The following is a 23,409-nucleotide window of genomic DNA, read 5'->3' as shown; positions in this document are numbered from 1 at the left end:
AAAAGGCAGAAATTCCTGCGGTGATTTCTAGTATTCGTTGCGCGAGTTCTGGATGACCCCGCGCCTCGCAAGCTTTCTGCTCGGCGGGCTGGCGCTCGGCTGGCCGGTGCTCGGCTGTTCCGTGCTCGCCGCGCCGCCCGCCGCCCTGGATTCCGCGCAGCCCGCGGCCCAGGACAGGCCGCTGGCGATCCCGGCCCTTCCCCTGGGCGAGGCGCTGACCCGCTTCGGCCAGCAGACCGGTTTGCAGATCCTCTACAGCCCGGACCTCGTGTCGGGCCGCCGGTCGCGCGCCCTGGCGGGACGGATGGCCCCGGCGGCGGCCCTCGCCGAACTGCTGAACGGGACCGGCCTGTCCTTCGACCTGCGCGACGGTATGGCGACCATCGGCCGGCCGCAGGAAACCGCCGATGTCCTGCCCCCCTTGACGGTCGAGGGCCGACCGCTGCACAGCGGCCGGACGGCGAGCGTCGCCAGTCCCGACCAAAGCATCGGCCGCACCGAAACCCCCGTCGAAGACCTGCCGCAGGGGCTCTCCATCGTCACGCGCGCCGATCTCGACCGGCGCGACGTCCAGGACATCAACAGCGCGCTGGCCTACAGCGCCGGCGTGCGCCCCATCGACTATCCCGGCGGCCAGGGCGCCATCGACGTCTATGTCCGCGGCTTCCGCCAGACCTCCGAATCCGTCCTGATCGACGGATTGCGCAGCGGCTACAACCCCTATGGGCTGGAGTACGAGCCCTTCGGCGTGGAGCGGGTGGAGGTGCTGAAGGGACCGGCTTCCGCCATCTACGGCGCGATGCCGCCCGGCGGCGCCATCGCCCTGACCAGCAAGCGCCCGACCGATCAACCGCTCCACCGGCTCCAGTTCCAGGGCGGCAGCCATGACCGGCGGCAGGTCACCGCCGATCTGAGCGACCGCATCGACGCCGAGGGATCGCTGCGCTACCGGCTGACCGCGCTGTCACGGCGCAGCGGCACGCAGGTCGACCACACGCCGGACGACCGCCTCTACGTCGCCCCCGCGCTGTCCTGGTCGGCCGGCGAGGGCACCGAGATCACCCTGCTCGCCAGCCTCCTCGACTTCCGCAAGATGGGGGCGGAGCAGAGCTTCCCGGTGTCGGGCACGGTGCTGGACAACCCCTACGGCCGGCTCGATCCCAGCCTGTTCCTGGGCTATCCGGGGGTGAGTTCCTACCGCTCGCGCACCCTCTCGGCCGGCTACGAGGCCCGCCACGCCCTGAGCGGCGACTGGACGCTGCGCCACAGCCTGCGCCACAGCCGCAGCCGCGTCGGCTATCGGTGGAGCTGGTCAGACTCCGGCGCGCTGGAGGCGAACCGCTATTACCGGTTCGGGCTGCAGGACCGGCCCAAGACCAGCTCCACCCTGCTGGCCGACGCCAACCTGCAGGGCGGCGTCACCGCCGGGCCGCTGCGCCACAGCCTGCTGGCCGGCGTCGATCACGCCCGCTACCGGGTGCATGAAACGCGGCGGAACGGAACGGTGGCCGACCCGATCGACGTCTTTGCCCCGGTCTATGGCGGCCCCTACGCCTGGGACGCGGCGCTGCTCAACGACCTGACCGACCGCATCCGCCAGACCGGCCTCTATCTCCAGGACGAGATCGCCGCCGGCGGCTGGCGGCTGACGCTCGGCGGGCGGATGGACTGGAGCCGCACGGACGTCCGCGGCCTGCTGTCCGACAGCGTGCCGGTGGAGACGAGGCAGTTCGACCGCGCCTTCACCAAGCGCATCGGGCTCGCTTACCGCTTCGACAACGGCCTGGCGCCCTACGCCGGCTATGCGACCTCCTTCCAGCCGACCAGCGGCAGCGACGCGCAAGGCCGTCCCTTCTCGCCGAGCCGCGGGGCGCAGATCGAAACCGGGCTGCGCTACCGGCCCGAGGGCGTCGACGCGCTGTTCACCGCGTCGCTGTTCCGCGCGGTGCAGCGTAACCTCACCACAGCCGATCCGGACCATCCCGGTTATCTGACCCAGACCGGGGAAACGCGGTCGCGCGGCGTCGAGCTGGAGGCGCGGACGGCGGTCGGCGAGACGACCGATCTGACGGCGGCCTACACCCTCACCGACGCGCGGGTCACCCGCGACACCCCCGCCCCCGATGGCACCGACAAGACCGGGCATCGGGTGGCCTCGGTCCCCCGCCACGCCGCGTCGCTCTGGCTGCGCCAGCGTTTCGAGGACGGACCGGCCGACGGCCTGACCGCCGGCATCGGCGTGCGGTACGTCGGCGCGACGGACAACGCCGCGAACAGCGTGCGCGTCCCCGCCTACACGCTGGTCGATGTCAGCCTGGGCTACGAGCTGGACCGGCTCGGCCCGTCGCTCGACGGGGTCGGGCTGACGCTGACCGCGACCAACCTGTTCGACCGCCGCTATTTCTCGCCGGGCTTCTATGAGGATTCGGTCTTCGTCGGCAACCGCCGGGCGGTGCTGGCGACCCTGTCCTATCGCTGGTGACCAGCTCCCGGCCTCAGCGGGCGGAGAGGAGCAGCGTGCCGTCCTTCGCGGCGATCGTCACCGGCAGCACCCGCGGCAGCGACGCCACCACGCGGTCGAGGTCGGCGACGTCGTACACGCCACCGATGCGCATCGCCCCGACCCGGCGGTCGGCCAAGCGCAGCGGCTGCGCCAGATAGGGGTTCAGCAGCGGGACCGCCTCGGCCAGGGTAATGTCGTCGAACACCAGCTTGCCCTCGCGCCAGGACAGGACCCGCGCCGGATCGACGCGCGCGACGCTGCCGAACCGGCTGTCGCGGGCGAAGCGGCCCTGCTGGCCCGGCGTCAGCCGCAGGGGCTCCTCGCCCGCGGCGGCGGCGGCGGCGCTCACCGTCACCGCGCCCTCGGCCAGCGTCACGGCCAGTTCGCCGTCGTTGGCCCAGACGTTGAACCGCGTCCCGGTTACCCGGACCCGATGGGCGGCGGTGAAGACGGTGAAGGGCCGCGCGGCGTCGCTTGCCACGGCGAAATAGGCCTCGCCATGGTCCATCAGCACGCTGCGGCGGTCGCGGAACTGGGCGTAGAACAGAGTGGTGCGGACGTTCAGGTCCACCGTCGAGCCGTCGGGCAGATCGACCACACGGTGCCGGTCGCCGCCGAGGAAGACGTCCACCGTGCCGGGCAGCACACCGAACGACCAGCCCACCGGCCAGCCGACGGCCAGCACCGCCGCGACGCAGGCCGCCAGCGCCCAACGCCGCTGTTTCGGCGCCCGGACACTGGGAGAGCGCGCCGCCGCGACGGGCCGGGCCGGAGCGGGGGGCGCGGTCACCCGCGGCCGCAGCCCGGCGGACAAACCCCACAGCTCCCGCATCGCGTCGAACTCCGCGAGATGGCGCGGGTCGTCCCGGCACCAGCGCGCGAAGGCGGCCCGGTCGGCGTCGCTCACCTGCTCCGCTTGCAGGCGCAGGCACCAGTCCGCCGCCTCTTCGGTCACGCGGTCGTCGTCGGAAGGATGGGACGGAGGCATACAGGCGCGCTCGGCTCCGGAAATCGTGTGCCAGCTATAGGGCAGACCGGGACCACACCGCAAGACGGGGCGGATCGCCGCGACCGCTCCGCCGGCGCCGCTTCAGTTTTGCCCCGCTCGTTCGTCCTAGTCGTCAAGGGCCGTGCGCGTCCGCCTTCCCGGCGGGGTCGTCGCGCGGCCGCCTGTCGCCCCGTCCCCCAGGAACCCCGATGCCGACGTCCCCCCGTTCCAGCCTGTCCGCGCTGCTTCACCTCCTGCGCCCCTTCTGGCCGCTGCTGACCGCCGCCACCCTGCTGGGTGTGCTGGGCGGGCTCAGCGTGACCGGGCTGCTGGCCGCCATCAACCGCATCCTGCACGCCGGCGACAGCCCCGGCGCCGGGCTCCTGCTCGCCTTCGCCGGGCTGTGCGCCATGGCGCTGGCCGGGTCGGTCCTGTCCGACATCGGCACCAACCGGATCGGGCAGCGGGTCATCGCCCGGCTGCGCAAGGATCTGGGCGACCGCATCCTGACCGCACCGATCGACCGGCTGGAGCGCTACCGCAGCCACCGCCTGATCCCGGTGCTGACCCACGACGTGGACACCATCAGCGACTTCGCCTTCGTCTTCGCGCCGCTGGCGGTGTCGCTCAGCGTCACGCTGGGCAGCCTCGTCTATCTGGCCCTGCTGTCCTGGCCGATGTTCCTGGCGACGGCGGCGGCCATCCTGATCGGCAGCGCCGTGCAGTACGTCGCGCGCGGCCGTGGCATCGAGGGGTTCCAGGAGGCGCGCGCCCACGAGGACGAGTTGCAGAAGCACTACCGCTCGCTGGCGGAAGGGGCGAAGGAGCTGCGCATCAACCGGCCGCGCCGGCTGCGCCTGCAAAGCGAGGCGCTGCGCGGGACCATCGACCGCATCTGCGAGGTCCAGATCCGCTCGATCACCCTCTTCGTCGTCGCCAAGGGGTTCGGCTCCACCCTGTTCTTCATCGTCATCGGCGTGGCGCTCGGCGTCGAGGCGCTGTGGCCGAGCACCGACCGCGGGACGCTCAGCGGCTTCATCCTGGTCCTGCTCTACATGAAGGGGCCGCTGGAGCATCTGATCGGCACCCTGCCCATCGTCAGCCGCGCCCAGGTCGCCTTCCGCCGCATCGCCGAGCTGTCGGCGGCCTTCGCCTCGCCGGAGCCGCATCTGCTGATGAAGGACACCGGTCCTCCGCCCAAAACCATCGACTCGCTGGAGCTGCGTGACGCCCGCTACGCCTACCCGCCGGCCGGGCCGGGCGAGGAACCTTTCGTGCTCGGCCCCGTGTCGCTGCGCGTCGGACGCGGCGAGATCCTGTTCATCGTCGGCGAGAACGGCTGCGGCAAGACCACGCTGATCAAGATGCTGCTCGGCCTCTACGCCCCGCAGGACGGAGAGATCCTGCTGAACGGCGAACCGGTGACGCCGGAGACCCGCGACGACTACCGCCAGCTCTTCACCACCATCTTCGCCGACTATTTCCTGTTCGACGACCTGATCCAGGCGGGCGGAACCGTGCCGGAGGAGGCCCAGGCCTATCTGGAGCGGCTGGAGATCGCCCACAAGGTCAGTCTGGTCGACGGGGTGTTCAGCACGACCGACCTGTCCACCGGACAGCGCAAGCGGCTGGCCCTGCTCCAGGCCTGGACGGACGGGCGGCCGGTGCTGGTGTTCGACGAATGGGCCGCCGACCAGGACCCGGCCTTCCGCCGGATCTTTTACACAGAGCTGCTGCCCAGCCTGAAGGCGATGGGCAAGACGATCATCGTCATCTCCCACGACGACCGCTACTTCGGCGTGGCCGACCATCTGCTCCGGCTGACCGCCGGAATGGTCGCCCAGGACGAGTTCGCCCGCTAAAAAATTCACGCCGGCGGAAAAATCCCCTTAAGTTCCGCCTACCCCCTTCGTCTTAGAGCCAGGAGACGGGTTTCGCAGGACGCGGAACCCGCCGGATCGAGAGTCATTCGGGGGTTTGGACATGGAGATTGGGGTTGGGCTGGCCGGAGCGGCCGGCCGTCCGGCGACGGGCACGCGCGGGCGTCTGAAGGCTTTCCTGCTGGCGACGACGATGGCCGGAATGGCGGCGCTGGCGCCTCAGTCCGCCGCACTGGCGCAGCAGCCGGATGCCGGATCGACCGGCGGTAACGCCACGGTTCTCGCCCCGATCACCGTGCAGGGCGTGGTCGGCGGCACCGACGGCTATGTCGCGACGCGCAGCGCCGTCGGCACCAAGGTGGACACGCCGCTCATCGAGATTCCGCAGACCATCTCCGTCGTGACCCGCGAGGAGCTGGACCAGCGCGCCGTGCAGGATTTCGGCGGTGCGGTGGCCTACTCGCCCGGCATCGTCGTGGTCGATTATCCGGGCGGCCCCGGCGCCCCGGACTTCTCGATGCGCGGCTTCCGCGACTTCAGCCTGTTCGGCATCTACCGCGACGGGCTGCGGGCCGGTTTCAACAATTACGACACCAATTTCGAGCCCTATGGGCTGGAGCGCGTCGACATCGTTAAGGGCCCCTCGTCGGTCCTGTTCGGCCAGACCGCGCCCGGCGGCGTCGTGAACCTGACCAGCAAGCGGCCGACCGCCGAGCCGCTGCACGAAATCCAGCTGCAGACCGGCAATTACAAGCGCCGTCAGGCCGCCTTCGATCTCGGCGGGCCGGTCGATGGCGAGGGCAAGGTGCTCTACCGCCTGACCGGGCTTGGCCGCCTGTCCGACACCCAGGTCGACCACGCGCCGGACGACCGCCTCTACATCGCGCCGGCGGTGACCTTCAAGCCGACCGACAGGACCAAGCTGACCCTGCTCGCCAGCTACCAGTCGCTGAAGATGAGCGGGTCGGAGCAGAGCATCCCGCGCAGCGCGCTCGACCTGATCGGCACCGACCTCTATTTCGGCGTTCCGGGCGTGTCCGACTGGCGGGTGAAGAACACGTCGATCGGCTACGAGGTCGAGCATGAGCTGAGCCCGAGCTGGACCATCCACCAGAACGCCCGCTACATGCATTCGCGGGTGAGCTTCCAGTCCTCCTTCAGCACCGAATGGCCGGTCGAGCTGGTGGACGGGCGCTATTACCCGGTTGGCCTGCAGGACCGTCCGAAGAACACCGACACCTACCTGATCGACAGCAACATCCAGGGCAAGCTGACCACCGGCCCCGTCTCGCACACCATTCTGGCCGGCGTCGATTACGGCTACTACTCCGGCAAGGAGACACGGCGGAACACGCTGAATTCGCTGGTCGTCGACATCTTCAACCCGACCTATCCGGGGACGGAGTTCCTCTACGCCGACCCCTGGGTGAACGGGAAGAGCAAGCTGTCGCAGATCGGCGCCTACCTCCAGGACCAGCTGCGCTACGACAATTGGATCCTGACGCTCAGCGGCCGTCAGGACTGGGTGGTCGGCAAGGAGGTCGACTATCTTTCCAACGGCTTCCAGACCACGCGCGACCACGACTTCACCGGGCGCGCCGGCCTCGGCTACGTCTTCGACAACGGCATCGCGCCCTACGCCAGCTACGCGACCTCGTTCCAGCCGTCCACCGGCACGCTGGCCCCGGAACGCGGCGGCGGCACCTTCAAGCCGACCACCGGCACGCAGTACGAGGTCGGCGTGAAGTACCAGCCGACCGGCTGGACCAGCTTCATCTCCGCCTCGCTCTACCACATCACCCAGCAGAACGTGTCGACCAACGACCCGCTCTACAGCGGCTACGCGGTGCAGGAAGGCGAGATCCGCAGCCGCGGCGTCGAGCTGGAGGGCAAGATGGCGCTGACGGAGGCGTTCAGCCTGATCGCCTCCTACGCCTTCATCGACGCCGAGATCACCAAGGACAACCCGGCCGTCGGTTCCTCCACCAGCTCGGTCGGGCTGCGCCCGAAGGGGATTCCGCGCCACATGGCCTCGGCCTGGGGCGACTACACCTTCCGGTCCGGTCCGCTCGACGGGCTCGGCCTCGGGGCGGGGGTGCGCTATGTCGGCTCGTCCAAGAACATCGCCAACACCGCGTCCATCCCCGAGCACGCGCTGATCGACGCCGCCATCCGCTACGACCTGGGCGCCCTGCGTCCGGAGCTGGCGGGGGCCAGCGCCGCGCTCAACGTCAGCAACCTGACCGACAAGAAGTATTATGCGCCGGGCTTCTACGACAACACGGTGCTGTACGGCAACCGCCGCCAGATCCTGGCGACGCTGAAGTACAGCTGGTAAGGCCGGCCCCTTGTCCCCGATGCCCGGCATCAACGGCACCGTCGGCCGGCGCCGCGTTCTCCGCACCGCCGCCCTGCTGCCGGTCGGCCTGATGGCCGGCGGCGCATGGTCGGCGGAGCGAAGGACGGACGGCGGACTCTGCGCGCTCGACTGGACGAGCGCGCAGGCGTTGCTGGCGCTGGGCATCACCCCCCGCGGCCTCCCCGAGATCGACCGCTACCGCCGGGCGGTGGTCGAACCGGCGGTTCCGGACGGCGTTCCGGACATCGGCGCGCGGGCGGAGCCGAACCTGGAGCTGCTCGACCGGCTGGCCCCGGCGCGTTTCGTCGGCGACGGCTCGCTGTCGGCGGTGCAGGGCCGCCTGGAACGGATCGCCCCTGTCACCGTCCATCCGCCCTTCGACACCCGGTCCGACGGGGATGGGGAGCCGGGCGGGCAACTCGCCTTCGCCGTCGCGGCGCTGCGCGGTCTGGCCGTCGGTCTCGGCGTGCCGGAGGCGGCGGAGCGGGCGGTCGCCCGGCTCGACCGCACTCTGGCGGCGGCGCGCGACCGGCTGTCCGGATGGGAGCGCCGCCCGCTCCACATCCTCAGCGTCCTCGACGGGCGGCGCGTCCTCATCCACGGGCGCAACAGCCTCTATCACGACGTCCTCGACCGGCTGGGGATCGCGAACGCCTGGACCGGCCCCAGCGGCCCCTATGGCCACGCCACGGTGACCATGGACCGGCTGGCCGGGCGCCCCGATGCCGGGCTGGTCAACATCGGCAGCGAGGGCGGGCGGGCGCTGGAGGCGCTGGCCGCCCTGCCGCTGTTCGCCGGGCTGCCCTTCCTGCGCGAGGGCCGGGTCACCATCCTGCCGCCCATCCTGTTCTACGGCGGCGTCCCGGCGGCGGAGCGTTTCGCCCGCCTGCTCGGCGAAGGGCTCGCGCCGCATCATGGCTGACACCGCGATGGCACCCCCGTCCCGCCGCTTCGGTCCCGCCTGGCCGGTCGTCGGCCTGTTCCTGCTGGCCGGGCTGGTCTCCGCCCTTGTCCTTGAGCGGCAAGTGCCGCCGGAGCTGTGGTGGCGGGCGCTCGTCGCTCCCGACCCGGGACGGCTCGACCAGCTCGCCGCCCATTACGTCCTGTTCCCGCGCTTCGCGGTCGCCCTGCTGGTCGGGGCGGCGCTGGGGCTGGCCGGGGCCATCCTCCAGCAGGTCCTGCGCAACCCGCTGGCCGAGCCCGCCACGCTGGGCATCTCCGCCGGCGCCCACCTGTCGCTCGCCGTCGCCACGCTGTGGCTGCCCGAGGCGCTGGCGCTGGGGCGGGAATGGGTGGCGCTGGCCGGCGCCGGGTTGTCGGCGGCGGCGCTGCTGGCGCTGTCCTGGCGCAAGGGGCTGTCGCCGGTCACCGTCGTTCTGGCCGGCCTCGTCCTCAGCCTCTACGCCGGGTCGGTCAGCGGCGTGATGGTGCTGTTCAACCACGACCTGCTGATCGGCCTGTTCCTGTGGGGCGCCGGCTTCCTCGACCAGCAGGATTGGGGCACGGCCGCCTTCCTGGCGCCGCGGCTGGCCGTGCTGGCGCTCGCCGCCGCGCTGGTGCTGCGTCCGCTGGTCCTGCTCGGCCTCGGCGAGGGCGGGGCGCGCAGCCTGGGCCTGTCGGTGGCGGGCGCCCGGCTGGCCGGTCTGGTGATCGCGGTGATGCTGGCGGCGTTGAGCGTCGCCGCCGTCGGCGTGGTCAGCTTCGTCGGGCTGGCCGCCCCGACCATCGTCGGCATGGCCGGCGCCCGCCGGCTGGGTCCGCGCCTGCTCTGGGCGACGCTGTGCGGCGCCGCCCTGCTGTGGGCGACCGACGCCCTGGTGCTGCTGGCCCCGGTCACCTACCGCGAGCTGCCGACCGGCGCCGTCACCGCGGTGCTGGGCGTGCCGATGCTGCTGTGGCTGCTGCCCCGCCTGCGCACGGCGGCACCGCCGGTCACGGCCGCCACAGCATCGCCGCCGCGGGCGCACCGCCCGGCGTTGCTGCTCGCCGCCGGTGCCCTGCTGCTGCCGCTGGCCCTGTGGGCGGCGGTCGCCGCCGGCCGCGGTCCGGACGGCTGGGAGTGGAGCGTCGGCGACGCCCTTGCCGCCGTGGAGCCCTGGCGGATGCCGCGGGCGCTGGCGGCGCTGGCCGGCGGGGCGATGCTGGCGGTGGCCGGCGCCACGCTGCAGCGGATGACCGGCAACCCGCTGGCGGCGCCGGAAATCCTCGGCGTGTCCTCCGGCGCGATCCTCGGTGTGATCGTTCTGATGTTCTCGGCCGAAACCCCCGGCCGCGGCGCCCAGATCCTGGCCGGCGGGGCGGGAGCGGCGGCGGTGCTGGCGGCGATGATGGCGCTCGGCCGCAGGGACGGCTTTTCGCCCGACCGGCTGCTGCTGGCCGGGATCGCCACCAGCTCCATCTCCGGGGTCGTCGTCGCCGTCCTGATGGCCGGGCACGACCCGCGCCTGCAGACGCTCGTCACCTGGCTGTCCGGCTCGACCTACATGGTCGGCCCGACCGACGCGCTGGCGGCGCTGCTGCTGGCCGGGATCGCCGTCGCCGCCATCCCCTTCGTCGCCCGCTGGCTCGACCTGCTGCCGCTCGGCGGCGGGGTGGCGGCGGCGCTGGGGGTCAGCCCGCCGCTCAGCCGCGCCGTCCTGTTCAGCCTGTCGGCGCTGCTGACCGCGGCGGCGACGCTGATCGTCGGGCCGCTGAGCTTCGTCGGGCTGATGGGGCCGCACCTCGCCCGCATGCTCGGCCTGCAGCGGGCGGCCGCCCATCTCTTCGGCTCCGCCATGCTCGGCGGGCTGGCCATGCTGGCGGCCGACTGGCTTGGACGTAGCGTGATCTTCCCCTATCAAGTGCCGGCCGGGCTGCTCGCGTCCGTGATCGGCGGCCCCTTCCTCCTCTGGCTTCTGGGACGGCGCTGATGCCCCGCTTCTCCTGCGACACCGCGATTTCCCAAGACCGCCTCCCCGGCACCCCCGCCGCCGCCGCGGACTGGCTGGTCGCCGCCTCCGAGCCCTACGGCCTGACCTTCACCCGCGACGGCGACCGCCGGACGACGGACGGACCGTTCGGCCGCCTGACGCTGACCGTGGGCACGGACGCGCTGCGTCTGCGGGCGGAGTCGGACGACCGCGGCCTCCTGGAGCGGTTCCGCGGCTCCGTCACCGAGCAGTTGCTCGGCCTGCTCAGGGAGGACGCGGCGATCGTCTGGACCGGCGACGTCGAGACCGGGGCCTTGTTCGCCGATTTCCGCGAAATCCGCGTCGCCGCCGTCCGCGACCTGACCCCGCGCCTGCGCCGCATCACCTTCCGCGGCCGGGATCTCGGCCGCTTCGCGACGTCGGACAACCTGCATGTCCGCCTCTACCTGCCGCCGCCGGGGCTGGAGGCGCCGTCCTGGCCGCGCCCCAGTCCCGACGGGCGGCCGGTCCTGCCCGCCCCCGAGCGCCGGCCAGCGGTCCGCTACTACACCCTGCGGCGCGTCGACGCCGACGCCGGTGAGCTGGACATCGACGTCGTCCTGCACGAGGACGACCGCCATGATGACGGCCATTCCGGCGAGGCCCCCGGCGCCGACTTCGCCCGGCGGGCGCGGCCCGGCGACCTCTGCGGCATGTCCGGCCCCTACGGGCTTGGCGTCCGTCCGGCCTCCTGGTACCTGCTGGCCGGCGACGAGACGGCCCTTCCCGCCATCGCCCGCATCCTGGAGGAGCTGCCCGACGACGCCCGCGGCACCGCCCTGATCGAGGTGGAGGACGCGGCGGACGAACTGCCGCTCCGCGCTCCCACGGGGTTCGCCGTCCGCTGGCTGCACCGCCGCGGTGCCGCGGTGGCCAGCCCGCTGGTCGAGGCGGTGCGCGCCCTGCCCCTCCCGGCAGACAGCGCCACCCTGTTCGCCTGGGTCGCCTGCGAGTTCGACGACCTCGCCCGGCTGCGCGAGCATCTGCGCGGCTGCGGCATCGACCGCGACCGCATGCTCGCCGTCGCCTACTGGCGGCGCACGCCGCCGGGAACGTCGGCCAACGGGACCTCCGCATGACGACCGCCATGGAGCCGATGTTCCGCCTCGACGGGGTGCGCTTCGCCCTGCCGGGGCGCCTGCTGCTCGACCTGCCGTCCTGCGACCTCTTCCCCCACCGGGTGACCGCCCTGATCGGCCACAACGGCTCCGGCAAATCGACCCTGCTGAAGATCCTCGCCCGCCAGCAGCCGCCGAGCGGCGGGCGGGTGCTGTTCGACGGCCGGCCCCTGGACCGCTGGAAACAGCGCGCCCTCGCCCGCCGCATCGGCTACCTGCCGCAGCACATGCCCGCGGCATCCGGGCTTCTGGTGCGCGAACTGGTGGCGCTCGGCCGCTATCCCTGGCACGGCGCGCTCGGCGCCTTCCGCGCGGAGGACGCCCGCAAGGTGGAGGAAGCGCTGGCGCTTACCGACACCGCGCCCTTCGCCGACCGGCTGGTCGACAGCCTGTCGGGCGGCGAGCGGCAGCGGGTGTGGCTGGCCATGCTGATCGCGCAGGACGCCGGCTGCCTGCTGCTCGACGAGCCGATCTCGGCGCTCGACGTCGCCCACCAGGTGGAGGTGCTGGCCCTGGTCCGCCGCCTGTCGCGCGAGCGCGGCATCGGGGTGGTCGCGGTGCTGCACGACGTGAACATGGCGGCGCGCTTCTGCGACGACATCGTCGCCCTGCAGGGCGGGCGGCTGATCGACCGCGGCCCCCCGGCCGAGATCATGACGCCGGCCCGGCTGGACGCCATCTACGGGGTGCCGATGGCGGTGATCCCCCACCCGGACAGCGGCGAGCCGGTCGCGCTGGTGCGCTGAGCACCGGCGGGCGCGCTCACGCCCCGCCGCTTCCCACGCCGTTTCCCAGGATGCCGAGCTGACGGCGCAACGCCGCCAGGATCTCCGCCGACCAGTCCGGATCGGTCGGCGCGGTGGCGCGGGCCAGCGCCATGCCGCCGACCAGAGCCGACACGATGGCGATGGCGCGGTCGCGGCGACCGGTGCCCCCCTCCCCGCTCCGCTCCGGCAAGCGCTCTTCCACCGCCGCGAAGAAGCGCTCGACGCCGGCCCCGAAGCGCTCCTGCACCGCCAGGTCCTGCCGCGCCACCTCCCCGGCGAAGGCGGCCATCGGGCAGCCGGCGTCCGGACGGTCGCGGTGCCGGTCGCTCAGATAGCGCGTCAGGAAGGCGTCGAGCGCCCCCTCCGGCGACGCCTCGTCGGCGGGCAGCCGGCCGAGGCTCTCCGCGAAGGCGGCCTCGCACGCCTCGGCGGCCAGCGCGTCCTTCGAGGCGAAATGGCCGTAGAAACCGCCGTGGGTCAGCCCGGCGGCCTTGGTGATCTCCGCCACCCCGACCTTGTCGAATCCGCGCTCGCGGAACAGGCGTCCCGCCGCCTTGACGATGGCGGCCCGGTTCTCCGCCGCCTTTTCCTTGGAAACCTTCACGTCGTCACCCTGTGCATGGCTGCCACGCCTCCACCGTGGGAGGTCGCGGCGATATTCATGATGGACGTCATGAATAAGTCCATTCATGATGACCATCATCATAACCCAGCGAGCGTGGAGAGGACAATGACGGATATGAGCGGCGGCGTGGCCCTGGTCACCGGCGGCACCTCGGGCATCGGGCGGGCGACCGCGCTGGCCTTCGCCAAGGCGGGCGCTACAGCCATCGTCACCGGGCGGCGCGAGGCGGAGGGGCTGGAGACGGTGGACCTCGTCCGGCAGGCCGGCGGGCGCGCCGTCTTCGTCCAGGCCGACGTCGCCGACGCCGGGGAGGTCGCCGCCCTGTTCGCCCGGATCGAGCAGGACCACGGCCGGCTCGACTACGCCTTCAACAACGCCGGCATCCATTTCGGCCGGTCGGTGGCCGACACGACGGAGGCCGACTTCGACCGCATGGTCGCCGTCAACATCAAGGGCGTCTGGCTGTGCCTGAAGCACGAGCTGCCGATCATGCTGCGGCAGGGCAAGGGCGCCATCGTGTCCACCGGCTCGGTGCTGGGCCAGATCGGTCTGGCCGGCAACAGCGTCTATTCCGCGAGCAAGGCGGCGGTCGAGGGCATGACCCGCAGCGTCGCCATCGAGGTCGCCAAGTCCGGCGTGCGCGTCAACGCCGTCTGCCCGGCGATCATCCAGACGCCGATGAGCGCCGGCTCCTTCGGCGGCGAGGAGGCGGTCAACGCGGCGCTCGGCCCGCTGCACCCGGTCGGTCGCGTCGGCCAGCCGCGCGAGGTCGCCGACACCGTGGTCTGGCTGTGCTCCGACGCCGCGTCCTTCATCACCGGCCAGTCGATCAACATCGACGGCGGCCTGACGGTGCAGTGATCCTCACCCCATTCAGGAGTTCGCGATCATGGAAACCCTCGACCCCGTCGTCATCGTGTCCGCCGCGCGCACGCCGCTCGGCCGTTTCCAGGGGGAGCTGTCGGCCCTGCCCGCCCACGCGCTGGGCGCCCACGCCGTTCGTGCGGCGCTGAGCCGCGCCGGGTTGGCGCCGGAGCGTGTGGACGAGGTCCTGCTCGGCTGCGTGCTCCCCGCCGGCCAGGGGCAGGCGCCGGCCCGGCAGGCGGCGCGCGGCGCCGGTCTGCCCGACGCCACCGGCGCCACCACCGTCAACAAGGTTTGCGGCTCCGGCATGAAGGCGACGATGCTCGCCCACGACCTGCTCCGCGCCGGCTCCGCCGACCTCGTGGTCGCCGGCGGCATGGAGTCGATGTCCAACGCGCCCTACCTGCTGGCCAAGGCCCGCGGCGGCTACCGCATCGGGCACGACCGCATCCTCGACCACCTGATGCTCGACGGGCTGGAGGACGCCTATGAGGGCGGGCGCCCGATGGGCGATTTCGGCGAGGCGACCGCCGACCTCTACGGTTTCACCCGCGCCGAGCAGGACGCCTACGCCGTCGAGACGCTGACCCGCGCCCGCGCCGCCATCGCGAGCGGCGCCTTCGCCGCCGAGATCGCGCCCGTCACCCTGGCCGTCAAGGGCGGGGAGCGGACTGTCGCCGACGACGAGAACCCGCTGAAGGTCGCGCCGGAGAAGATCCCCGGCCTGAAGCCGGCCTTCCGCCGCGACGGCACGATCACCGCGGCCAGCTCCTCGGCCAACGCCGACGGGGCGGCGGCGCTACTGCTCACCCGCCGCTCGTTGGCCGAGCGCGAGGGGCTGCCCGTGCTGGCGACCATCCTCGGCCACGCCACCCACAGCCAGGACCCGGCCTGGTTCACCACCGCACCCATCCCGGCGATCCGCAAGCTGCTCGACCGCGTCGGCTGGGGTGTCGACGACGTCGACCTGTTCGAGATCAACGAGGCCTTCGCGGTCGTCGCCATGGCGGCGCAACGCGACCTCGGCATTCCGCGCGACGTGTTGAACGTCAACGGCGGGGCCTGCGCGCTCGGCCATCCCATCGGCGCCACCGGCGCGCGGCTGATCGTGACGCTGCTGCACGCGCTGGCCGCGCGGGGGCTGCGCCGCGGCGTCGCCTCCCTGTGCATCGGCGGCGGCGAGGCCACCGCCATCGCGGTCGAACGGCCCGCCTGACCCTTTCCGCCAGACCGGAACCCCATCCATGCTGTCCTCCCCCGTCGCCGCCGCGCTGGCGCGGCGCAACGTCCATTACGGCTGGGCCGTCGTCGGCGTCACCTTCCTGACCATGCTGGTGTCGGCGGGTGCGGTCGGCGCCCCCGGCGTCCTCCTGCTGCCCCTGCAGCGCGAGTTCGGCTGGTCCACCGCCGACATCTCCATAGCACTCGCCATCCGCCTGCTGCTGTTCGGCCTGATGGGGCCGTTCGCCGCCGCGCTCATCAACCGCTACGGCGTCAAGCGGATGGTGCTGTCCTCGCTGACGCTGGTCAGCGGCGGGCTTCTGCTGTCGCTCGCCATGCGCGAGGTCTGGCAGCTGATCCTGCTGTGGGGCTTCGTCGTCGGCTTCGGCACCGGCCTGACCGCCATGGTGCTGGGCGCCACCGTGGCGACGCGCTGGTTCAGCCGGCGGCGCGGGCTGGTCGTCGGGCTTCTGACCGCCAGCTCGGCCACCGGGCAGCTCGTCTTCATGCCGCTGCTGTCGATGCTGACCGAGCAGATGGGCTGGCGCGTGGCGCTGGCGCTGCTGTGCGGGCTGCTGTGGGTGGCGGCGCTGGCCGTGCTCGCCCTGATGCGCGACCGTCCGTCCGACCTCGGGCTGGCCGCCTATGGCGAGGAGGGGGCGGCGACCGCCCCGCCGCCGCCCGCCGGTTCGGTGGTGGCCGCCGCCTTGGGCGCCCTGCGCGACGCGTCGAAGACGCGGGTCTTCTGGGTGCTGTTCGCCACTTTCTTCATCTGCGGGGCGAGCACCAACGGGCTGATCCAGACCCACCTGATCCCGCTCTGCGTCGATTTCGGCGTTCCGGAGGTGCGGGCCGCCGGCCTGCTGGCGCTGATGGGCGTCTTCGACTTCGTCGGCACGGTCGCCTCGGGCTGGCTGTCCGACCGCTACGACAACCGCTGGCTCCTGTTCTGGTATTACGGCCTGCGCGGGCTGTCGCTGCTGTTCCTGCCCTATTCCGACTTCACGCTTTACGGCCTGTCGCTGTTCGCGGTGTTCTACGGGCTGGACTGGATCGCCACCGTGCCGCCGACCGTCCGGCTGACGGCGGAACGCTTCGGGCGGGAGCGCGCCAACCTCGTCTTCGGCTGGGTCTTCGCCGGACACCAGATCGGCGCCGCCTGCGCCGCCTTCGGAGCCGGCTACGCCCGCAGCACGCTGGACAGCTACCTGCCGGCCTTCTTCATCGCCGGGCTGCTCTGCCTGGGGGCCGCGCTGCTGGTCCCGACGCTGGGCCGCGCCCCGGCCGCCAAGCCGGCGCCGGCCACCTGAGGGAGCCCCATCAAGAGTTGCCACGCTGGCGCAGTAACCCTCTCCCCTCTGGGGAGAGGGTGGCCCGAAGGGCCGGTGAGGGGGATGCGCGCAGCGGTACGTTCGGCAAAAGCGCAACCCCCTCACCCTAACCCTCTCCCCAGAGGGGAGAGGGGACAATTAAAGCCCCATCGACTTCGCGCCGGGCTGTGCTTAGATAGGCGCAACCCGGCCCGCTCCGTTTGTGTGCGGACCGCCCCCACTGCGTCGATGGACCGACCATGGACAAACTGCACGCGATGCGCGTCTTCGTCCGCGTCGTCGAGGTGAACAGCTTCACCAAGGCCGCCGACACGCTGGGCCTGCCGCGCGCCTCGGTGACGACGACCATCCAGAATCTGGAGGCGGCGCTCGGCGTGCGCCTGCTCCAGCGGACGACCCGCAAGCTGAGCCTGACGCTCGACGGCGCCGCCTATCTGGAGGGCGCCACCCGCATCCTCTCCGACCTGGAGGAGATCGAGACCTCCTTCACCAGCGCCCGCAAGACGCCGCGCGGGCGGCTGCGGGTGGACATGCCGGGCTCGGTCGGGCGGCTCATCATCATCCCGACCATCCACGAGTTCCACGCCCGCTACCCCGACATCGAGATCATGATCGGGATGAGCGACCGCCCCATCGACCTGATCCAGGAGGGGGTGGACTGCGTGCTGCGCGTCGGCGATCTGGTGGATTCCAGCCTGATCGCCCGCCGGGTCGGCGCCTTCCGCCCGGTGACCGTTGCCAGCCCGGCCTATCTCGCCCGCCACGGCACGCCCAAGACCATCGAGGAGCTGGAGGGCCACAGCGCCGTCAACTACTTCACGCGCACCGGCAAGATGCACGAGATGAGCTTTGAGCGCGACGGCGTCATCCACGAGGTGAAGCTGAACGGCCCGGTCTCGGTCAACGACGCCGACGCCTACGTCACCTGCGCGCTGGAGGGGCTGGGCATCGGGCAGACCGCCCGCTTCATGGCATTGCCCCACCTGCGCAGCGGCGCCCTGGTGGAGATCCTCAAGGAGTGGCGCCCGGCCCTGATGCCGATCTCCGCGCTCTACCCGCACAACCGCCACCTGTCGCCCAAGGTCCGCGCCTTCGTCGACTGGGTCGCCGAATTGTTCGAGGGCTGCCCGCTGATGCAAGGCGAGGAGATCGACGGCTACGAGTGCCCGGAGCGGGAAAAGCCCAAGCCGGCTCCCGCCACCGCGGAACCGGAGGGTACCCGTCTCTGCGTGGTGTGAGCCGGGCCTCATGTGGATCGGATTGTTCATCCGATCCGAATTGTGTTGCCATTGACCGCGTATTTATTCCGACCGGTCAAACGCCCACACTCCCTCCTGTTGCAATGCGGGAGGGGTGCCGGGGCACCGTCGGATCATGGGCCGCTCGTCGGATCAGTCGAACACACGCAGTACCGGGACGGAGCCGTGCCGGCTTTCGGTCGATGACCGGACCATCGCCGGCCACGCCCAGGACATCCGGCTGCGGCTCTACCGGCCGCTGATCGGGCTGACCGTCCCGGCCCTGCTGTATCTGCACGGTGGCGGCTTCACCTCCGGTTCGCTGGAGGAGGCCGAGACCGCCGCCGCCGCCATCGCGGAGAGCGTGCCGGCGCTGGTCGTCTCGGTCGGCTACTCCCTGGCCCCGGCCCACTGCTTCCCCACCGCCGCCCACGACGCCCATCAGGCGGCGCTGTGGACCCTGGCCGAAGCCCGCGACCTGAACATCGCCAAGGGCGGGCTGGGCGTCGCCGGGCACGACGCCGGCGGCCATGTCGCCGCCTCGCTGACCTTCCTCGCCCGCGACCAGGGCGAGGTGGACATCCGCGCGCAGGCCCTGCTCGGCCCGATGCTGGACCCCAGCCTGACCCGCGCCGGCGACGCCCAGGCCATGCAGTGCGACGTTCCGGCGACCGCCTACGCCCGCTGCTACCGCGCCTATCTGCCCGACGCGGCGCAGCGCGTGCACCCCTACGCCGCACCGCTGGATTCCCGCCGGCTGGCCGGGCTGCCGCCGACGCTGATCGTCACCGCGCAGAAGGACGTCCTGCGCATCGAGGCGGAGCAGTACGCCGCCAACCTGATCGGAGCCGGCGTGCCCACCGAGGTCACCCGCTTCCCCGCCATTTCGCACGCCGCCCTGCCCGGCCATCGCCCGGCGCTGCTGGCGGTCGCCGACTTTTTCCGCCGCCGCCTGTCCTCCGCGGACGGCCGTGGCGTCCCCGTCTGACTCCCCAGGAGAGTGGTCCCATGTCGTTGTCTCCTTCGAAGCTCGCCCTCCTTCTCGCCGTCGGCGCCGCGACCGCCGGTGTCGCCGGCGTCGTCTCCACCCAGGGCCGCGCCGACGCCCCCGCGGCGTCCGCCGCCGCCCCGCCGCCACCCGAGGTGGACGTGGCGCCGGTTGTCGCCCGCAAGATCACCGACTGGCAGTCCTACTCGGGCCGCCTGGAGGCGGTCGACCGGGTGGAGGTGCGCCCGCAGGTGTCGGGCGCCATCACCGCCGTGCATTTCCGCAACGGCGCCCTGGTGAAGAAGGGCGATCCCCTCTTCACCATCGACCCGCGCCCCCACGTCGCCGAGGTCGCGCGCGCCGAGGCCCAGGTCGCCGCCGCGCAGGCCGCGGTGCGCTTCACCACCGCCGACCTCGACCGCGCCCAGCGGCTCGTGCAGAACAACACCGTCTCGCGCCAGACTCTGGACGAGAAGGAGAACGCCGCCCGCGAGGCCGGCGCCAACCTGAAGGCGGCGCAGGCGGCCCTCGACCTCGCCCGCATCGACCTGGAGCACACCCAGGTGACCGCCCCGATCTCCGGCCGCGTCTCGCGCGCCGAGGCGACGGTCGGCAACGTCGTGGCGTCCGGCGCCTCCGCCGCCCCGCTGACGACCCTGGTCTCGGTCTCGCCGATCTACGCCTCCTTCGACGTCGATGAGCAGACCTACCTGCGCCACATCGCCAGCGTGAAGGACGCCGCCGACGTGCCGGTCCAGCTCGGCCTCGCCAACGAGAGCGGCTATTCGCGCGGCGGCACGGTGGAGCATGTGGACAACCGGCTCGATTCCGTGTCCGGCACCATCCGCGTGCGCGCCAAGTTCGACAATCCGGACGGCATGCTGGTCCCCGGCCTCTACGCCCGCGTCAAGGTCGGCGGCAGCACCCCGCACGACGCGCTGATGGTCGAGGACCGCGCCATCAACACCGACCAGGACAAGAAATTCGTCCTGGTGGTCGGCGGCGACGACACCGTGCAGTACCGCGAGATCATTCCCGGCGCCGCGCAGAACGGGCTGCGGGTGGTCAAGAGCGGCCTTGCCGCCGGGGAGCGCATCGTCGTCAACGGCGTCCAGCACGCCCGCCCCGGCGCCCGCATCAGCCCGAAGACCGTGGCGATGGGCAAGCCGGCGGACGCCATCGAGACCGCCGCGAACCAGTAACAGCCCCGCCCCCTCCCCAACCCTCCCCCGCTTTGCAGGAGAGGGAGTCCGTCGCAGACCCTCTCCCGCGTAGCGGGGGAGGGAGGGCCCCGCTCCGCCAGGAGTGGGAGGGAGGGGGTCTTGCGTCCAAACTCCATGCCGCCCGCTGGGAAGGCCATCATGAACATCTCGAAATTCTTCATCGACCGCCCGATCTTCGCGGGCGTGCTGTCGGTGGCGCTGTTCCTGGCGGGAGCGATCTCGCTGTTCCAGTTGCCCATCTCCGAATACCCGGAGGTCGTTCCGCCGTCGGTCGTCGTGCGCGCCCAGTTCCCGGGCGCCAACCCCAAGGTCATCGCCGAAACGGTCGCCTCCCCCTTGGAGGAGCAGATCAACGGCGTCGAAAACATGCTGTACATGCAGTCGCAGGCCAACAGCGACGGCAACATGGCGCTGACCGTGACCTTCCGGCTGGGCACCGACCCCGACAAGGCGCAGCAGCTCGTGCAGAACCGGGTGGCGCAGGCGTTGCCGCGCCTGCCGTCCGACGTGCAGCGGCTGGGCGTGACGACGGTCAAAAGCTCGCCCACCCTGACCATGGTCGTTCATCTGCTGTCGCCCAACGACCGCTATGACATGACCTACCTGCGCAACTACGCCATCCTGAACGTCAAGGACCGGCTGAGCCGGATCAGCGGCGTCGGCGAGGTGCAGGTGTGGGGCGCCGGCGACTATTCCATGCGCGTCTGGCTCGACCCCAACAAGGTCGCCCAGCGCGGCCTGACCGCGTCCGATGTGGTGGCGGCGATCCGCGAGCAGAACGTCCAAGTCGCGGCGGGCGTCATCGGCGCCTCCCCCTCCCTGCCCGACACGCCCCTCCAGCTCTCGATCAACGCGCAAGGGCGCCTGACGACGCCTGAGGAGTTCGGCGCGATCATCCTGAAGACCGGGGAGCAGGGCGGCGTCACCCTGCTGCGCGACGTCGCCCGCGTCGAGATGGCGGCGGCGCAGTACGGCCTGCGCTCGCTGCTCGACAACAAGCCGGCGGTGGCGCTGGGCATCAACCAGTCGCCGGGCGCCAACGCGCTGGCCATCTCCGACGCCATCCGGGCGACCATGGCCGACCTCAAGGCCGACATGCCGGACGGCGTCGATTACAGCATCGTCTACGACCCGACGCAGTTCGTCCGCTCCAGCATCGACGCGGTGATCCACACCCTGCTGGAAGCCGTCGCCCTGGTCGTTCTGGTGGTCATCGTCTTCCTCCAGACGTGGCGCGCCTCGATCATCCCGTTGCTGGCGGTTCCGGTGTCCATCGTTGGCACCTTCTCGCTGATGCTGGGGCTGGGCTACTCGATCAACGCGCTGTCGCTGTTCGGCATGGTGCTGGCCATCGGCATCGTCGTGGACGACGCCATCGTCGTCGTCGAGAACGTCGAGCGCAACATCGAGAACGGCCTGTCGGCCAAGGAAGCCACCTACCGCGCCATGCAGGAGGTCAGCGGCCCGATCATCGCCATCGCGCTGACGCTGGTCGCCGTCTTCGTCCCGCTGGCGGCCATGAGCGGCCTGACCGGCGAGTTCTACAAGCAGTTCGCGATGACCATCGCGATCTCCACCGTCATCTCCGCCTTCAACTCGCTGACCCTGTCGCCGGCCCTGGCGGCGGTCCTGCTGCGCGGCCACGACCAGCCGCAGGACTGGCTGACCCGCGCCATGAACAAGGTCTTCGGCGGCTTCTTCCGGCTGTTCAACCGGGTCTTCCACCGCGCCTCGACCGGCTACGGCCGCGGCGTCGGCGGGGTGGTGCGGCACAAGGGGCTGATGATGCTGGTCTATGTCGGGCTGCTCGGCGTCACCGTGCTGCTCGGCCGCACCGTGCCGATGGGCTTCGTCCCGGCGCAGGACAAGGAATATCTCATCAGCTTCGCCCAGCTTCCCAACGGCGCCTCGCTCGACCGCACGGAGGCGGTGATCCGCGAGATGACCGACATCGCGCTGGCCCGCCCCGGCGTGCAGAGCGCCGTCGCCTTCCCCGGCCTGTCGGTCAACGGCTTCACCAACAGCTCCAGCGCCGGCATCGTCTTCGTCACGCTGAAGCCCTTCGCCGAGCGCAAGGACCCGTCGCTGTCGGCCGCCGCCATCGCCGGTGATCTGCAGAAGCGCTACGCGGGGCTGAAAGAGGCCTTCGTCGCCATCTTCCCGCCGCCCCCGGTGATGGGCCTCGGCACGCTGGGCGGCTTCAAGATGCAGATCGAGGACCGCGGCGCGCTGGGTTACGAGGCGCTGAACGCGGCGGTCGGCTCCTTCCTGAAGAAGGCCATGGAAACACCGGAGCTGGGGCCGGCCTTCTCCAGCTACCAGATCAACGTGCCGCAGCTCGACGTCGATCTCGACCGCGTGAAGGCCAAGCAGCAGGGCGTGCCCATCGGCGAGGTGTTCGACACCATGCAGATTTATCTGGGCTCGCTCTATGTGAACGACTTCAACAGCTTCGGCCGCGTCTATCAGGTCCGCGTCCAGGCGGACGCGCCCTTCCGCGCCGAATCAGCCGACATCGGCCTGCTGAAGACGCGCAACGCCCAGGGCGACATGGTGCCGCTCTCCTCGCTGGTCACCGTCAAGCAGAGCTACGGGCCGGAGATGGTCGTGCGCTACAACGGCTACACCGCCGCCGACATCAACGGCGGCCCGGCCCCCGGCTATTCCTCCGGCCAGGCCCAGGCGGCGGCGGAGCGCATCGCCCAGGAGACCCTGCCGCGCGGCGTGCGGTTCGAATGGACCGACCTGACCTATCAGGAGATCCTGGCCGGCAACGCGGCGCTGTGGATCTTCCCCATCAGCATCCTGCTCGTCTTCCTGGTGCTGGCCGCCCAGTACGAAAGCCTGACCCTGCCGCTGGCCATCCTGCTGATCGTCCCGATGAGCCTGATGTCGGCGCTGGCCGGGGTGTGGCTGACGGGGGGCGACAACAACGTCTTCACGCAGATCGGCTTCATGGTGCTGGTCGGCCTGTCGGCAAAGAACGCCATCCTGATCGTCGAGTTCGCCCGCGAGCTGGAGCATCAGGGGCGCAGCGTGGTCCAGGCCGCCATCGAGGCCAGCCGGCTGCGGCTGCGGCCCATCCTGATGACTTCGATCGCCTTCATCATGGGCGTGGTGCCGCTGGTCACCTCGACCGGCGCCGGCTCGGAGATGCGCCACGCGATGGGCGTGGCGGTGTTCGCCGGAATGATCGGCGTCACCCTGTTCGGCCTGCTGCTGACCCCGGTCTTCTACGTCCTGCTGCGCACGATGGTCGGGGCCGGCAAGCCGGCGGCGGCGGTGCCGACCGGTTCGGCGCTGGCTCACGGGCACGGGGACGACTGAGCGTCCCTGACCGCACCATCGCCTCCAGC

Annotated in this window: 16 protein-coding genes; 14 read left to right on the top strand and 2 right to left on the bottom strand. The window is 71.5% G+C overall.

Going from position 1 to position 23,409, the window contains the following annotated elements:
- Window positions 1-52: 52 nt before the first annotated feature.
- Window positions 53-2,482: a TonB-dependent siderophore receptor gene (locus ACWPN5_RS30710; protein WP_492299338.1), complete on the top strand. Its 2,430-nt coding sequence runs from the start codon at window positions 53-55 to the stop codon at window positions 2,480-2,482.
- 13 nt (window positions 2,483-2,495) lie between these two features.
- Here ACWPN5_RS30710 and ACWPN5_RS30705 read toward each other — a convergent pair whose 3' ends face one another.
- Entirely contained in the window at window positions 2,496-3,491 is a 996-nt protein-coding gene (locus tag ACWPN5_RS30705) for a FecR family protein (protein WP_492299337.1), read from the bottom strand.
- Between the two features lie 209 nt (window positions 3,492-3,700).
- Here ACWPN5_RS30705 and ACWPN5_RS30700 point away from each other — a divergent pair, with 209 nt between their 5' ends.
- The 6 genes from ACWPN5_RS30700 to ACWPN5_RS30675 all read left to right on the top strand — a co-directional run bounded on the left by ACWPN5_RS30700 (window position 3,701) and on the right by ACWPN5_RS30675 (window position 12,542).
- Window positions 3,701-5,353: a cyclic peptide export ABC transporter gene (locus ACWPN5_RS30700; RefSeq protein ID WP_492299335.1), complete on the top strand. Its 1,653-nt coding sequence runs from the start codon at window positions 3,701-3,703 to the stop codon at window positions 5,351-5,353.
- A 121-nt stretch (window positions 5,354-5,474) separates the two neighbouring features.
- Window positions 5,475-7,709, top strand: a complete 2,235-nt coding sequence (locus ACWPN5_RS30695) for a TonB-dependent siderophore receptor (protein ID WP_492299333.1) — start codon at window positions 5,475-5,477, stop codon at window positions 7,707-7,709.
- Between the two features lie 19 nt (window positions 7,710-7,728).
- Entirely contained in the window at window positions 7,729-8,652 is a 924-nt protein-coding gene (locus tag ACWPN5_RS30690) for an ABC transporter substrate-binding protein (RefSeq protein WP_492299460.1), read from the top strand.
- Window positions 8,645-10,639: a Fe(3+)-hydroxamate ABC transporter permease FhuB gene (fhuB, locus tag ACWPN5_RS30685; RefSeq protein WP_492299331.1), complete on the top strand. Its 1,995-nt coding sequence runs from the start codon at window positions 8,645-8,647 to the stop codon at window positions 10,637-10,639. Before ACWPN5_RS30690 ends, fhuB begins: the two co-directional genes overlap by 8 nt.
- Window positions 10,639-11,757 (top strand): SIP domain-containing protein, encoded by a 1,119-nt coding sequence (locus tag ACWPN5_RS30680; RefSeq protein WP_492299329.1) that lies wholly within the window; start codon window positions 10,639-10,641, stop codon window positions 11,755-11,757. Before fhuB ends, ACWPN5_RS30680 begins: the two co-directional genes overlap by 1 nt.
- Window positions 11,754-12,542, top strand: coding sequence for an ATP-binding cassette domain-containing protein (locus ACWPN5_RS30675; protein WP_492299327.1), 789 nt, complete (start codon window positions 11,754-11,756; stop codon window positions 12,540-12,542). Before ACWPN5_RS30680 ends, ACWPN5_RS30675 begins: the two co-directional genes overlap by 4 nt.
- Before the next feature lie 16 nt (window positions 12,543-12,558).
- Here ACWPN5_RS30675 and ACWPN5_RS30670 read toward each other — a convergent pair whose 3' ends face one another.
- On the bottom strand, window positions 12,559-13,167 hold the full coding sequence (locus tag ACWPN5_RS30670; protein WP_492299325.1) for a TetR/AcrR family transcriptional regulator: 609 nt from the start codon (window positions 13,165-13,167) through the stop codon (window positions 12,559-12,561).
- A gap of 126 nt (window positions 13,168-13,293) precedes the next feature.
- Between ACWPN5_RS30670 and ACWPN5_RS30665 the strand changes: the two genes are divergently transcribed.
- The 7 genes from ACWPN5_RS30665 (at window position 13,294) to ACWPN5_RS30635 (ending at window position 23,380) form a co-directional block, all read left to right on the top strand.
- On the top strand, window positions 13,294-14,049 hold the full coding sequence (locus ACWPN5_RS30665) for an SDR family oxidoreductase (RefSeq protein ID WP_492299324.1): 756 nt from the start codon (window positions 13,294-13,296) through the stop codon (window positions 14,047-14,049).
- Between the two features lie 28 nt (window positions 14,050-14,077).
- Window positions 14,078-15,268, top strand: coding sequence for an acetyl-CoA C-acyltransferase (locus ACWPN5_RS30660; protein WP_492299322.1), 1,191 nt, complete (start codon window positions 14,078-14,080; stop codon window positions 15,266-15,268).
- Between the two features lie 28 nt (window positions 15,269-15,296).
- Window positions 15,297-16,583, top strand: a complete 1,287-nt coding sequence (locus ACWPN5_RS30655) for an MFS transporter (RefSeq protein WP_492299320.1) — start codon at window positions 15,297-15,299, stop codon at window positions 16,581-16,583.
- Window positions 16,584-16,843: 260 nt separating this feature from the next.
- The gene (locus tag ACWPN5_RS30650) at window positions 16,844-17,842 is read left to right on the top strand and encodes a LysR family transcriptional regulator (RefSeq protein ID WP_492299318.1); all 999 of its coding nucleotides are present in this window, start codon (window positions 16,844-16,846) and stop codon (window positions 17,840-17,842) included.
- A 136-nt stretch (window positions 17,843-17,978) separates the two neighbouring features.
- Window positions 17,979-18,830, top strand: a complete 852-nt coding sequence (locus tag ACWPN5_RS30645) for an alpha/beta hydrolase (RefSeq protein ID WP_492299316.1) — start codon at window positions 17,979-17,981, stop codon at window positions 18,828-18,830.
- Between the two features lie 20 nt (window positions 18,831-18,850).
- Window positions 18,851-20,032 (top strand): efflux RND transporter periplasmic adaptor subunit, encoded by a 1,182-nt coding sequence (locus ACWPN5_RS30640; RefSeq protein WP_145683934.1) that lies wholly within the window; start codon window positions 18,851-18,853, stop codon window positions 20,030-20,032.
- Between the two features lie 159 nt (window positions 20,033-20,191).
- Window positions 20,192-23,380 carry an efflux RND transporter permease subunit gene (locus ACWPN5_RS30635; RefSeq protein ID WP_145683936.1) on the top strand — a complete coding sequence of 1,063 codons (3,189 nt, stop codon included), beginning with the start codon at window positions 20,192-20,194 and terminating at the stop codon, window positions 23,378-23,380.
- The last annotated feature ends 29 nt before the right edge of the window (window positions 23,381-23,409 follow it).

Source organism: Azospirillum sp. UENF 211521 (assembly GCF_058780535.1).
This window is presented reverse-complemented; position numbering and strand designations above follow the sequence as displayed.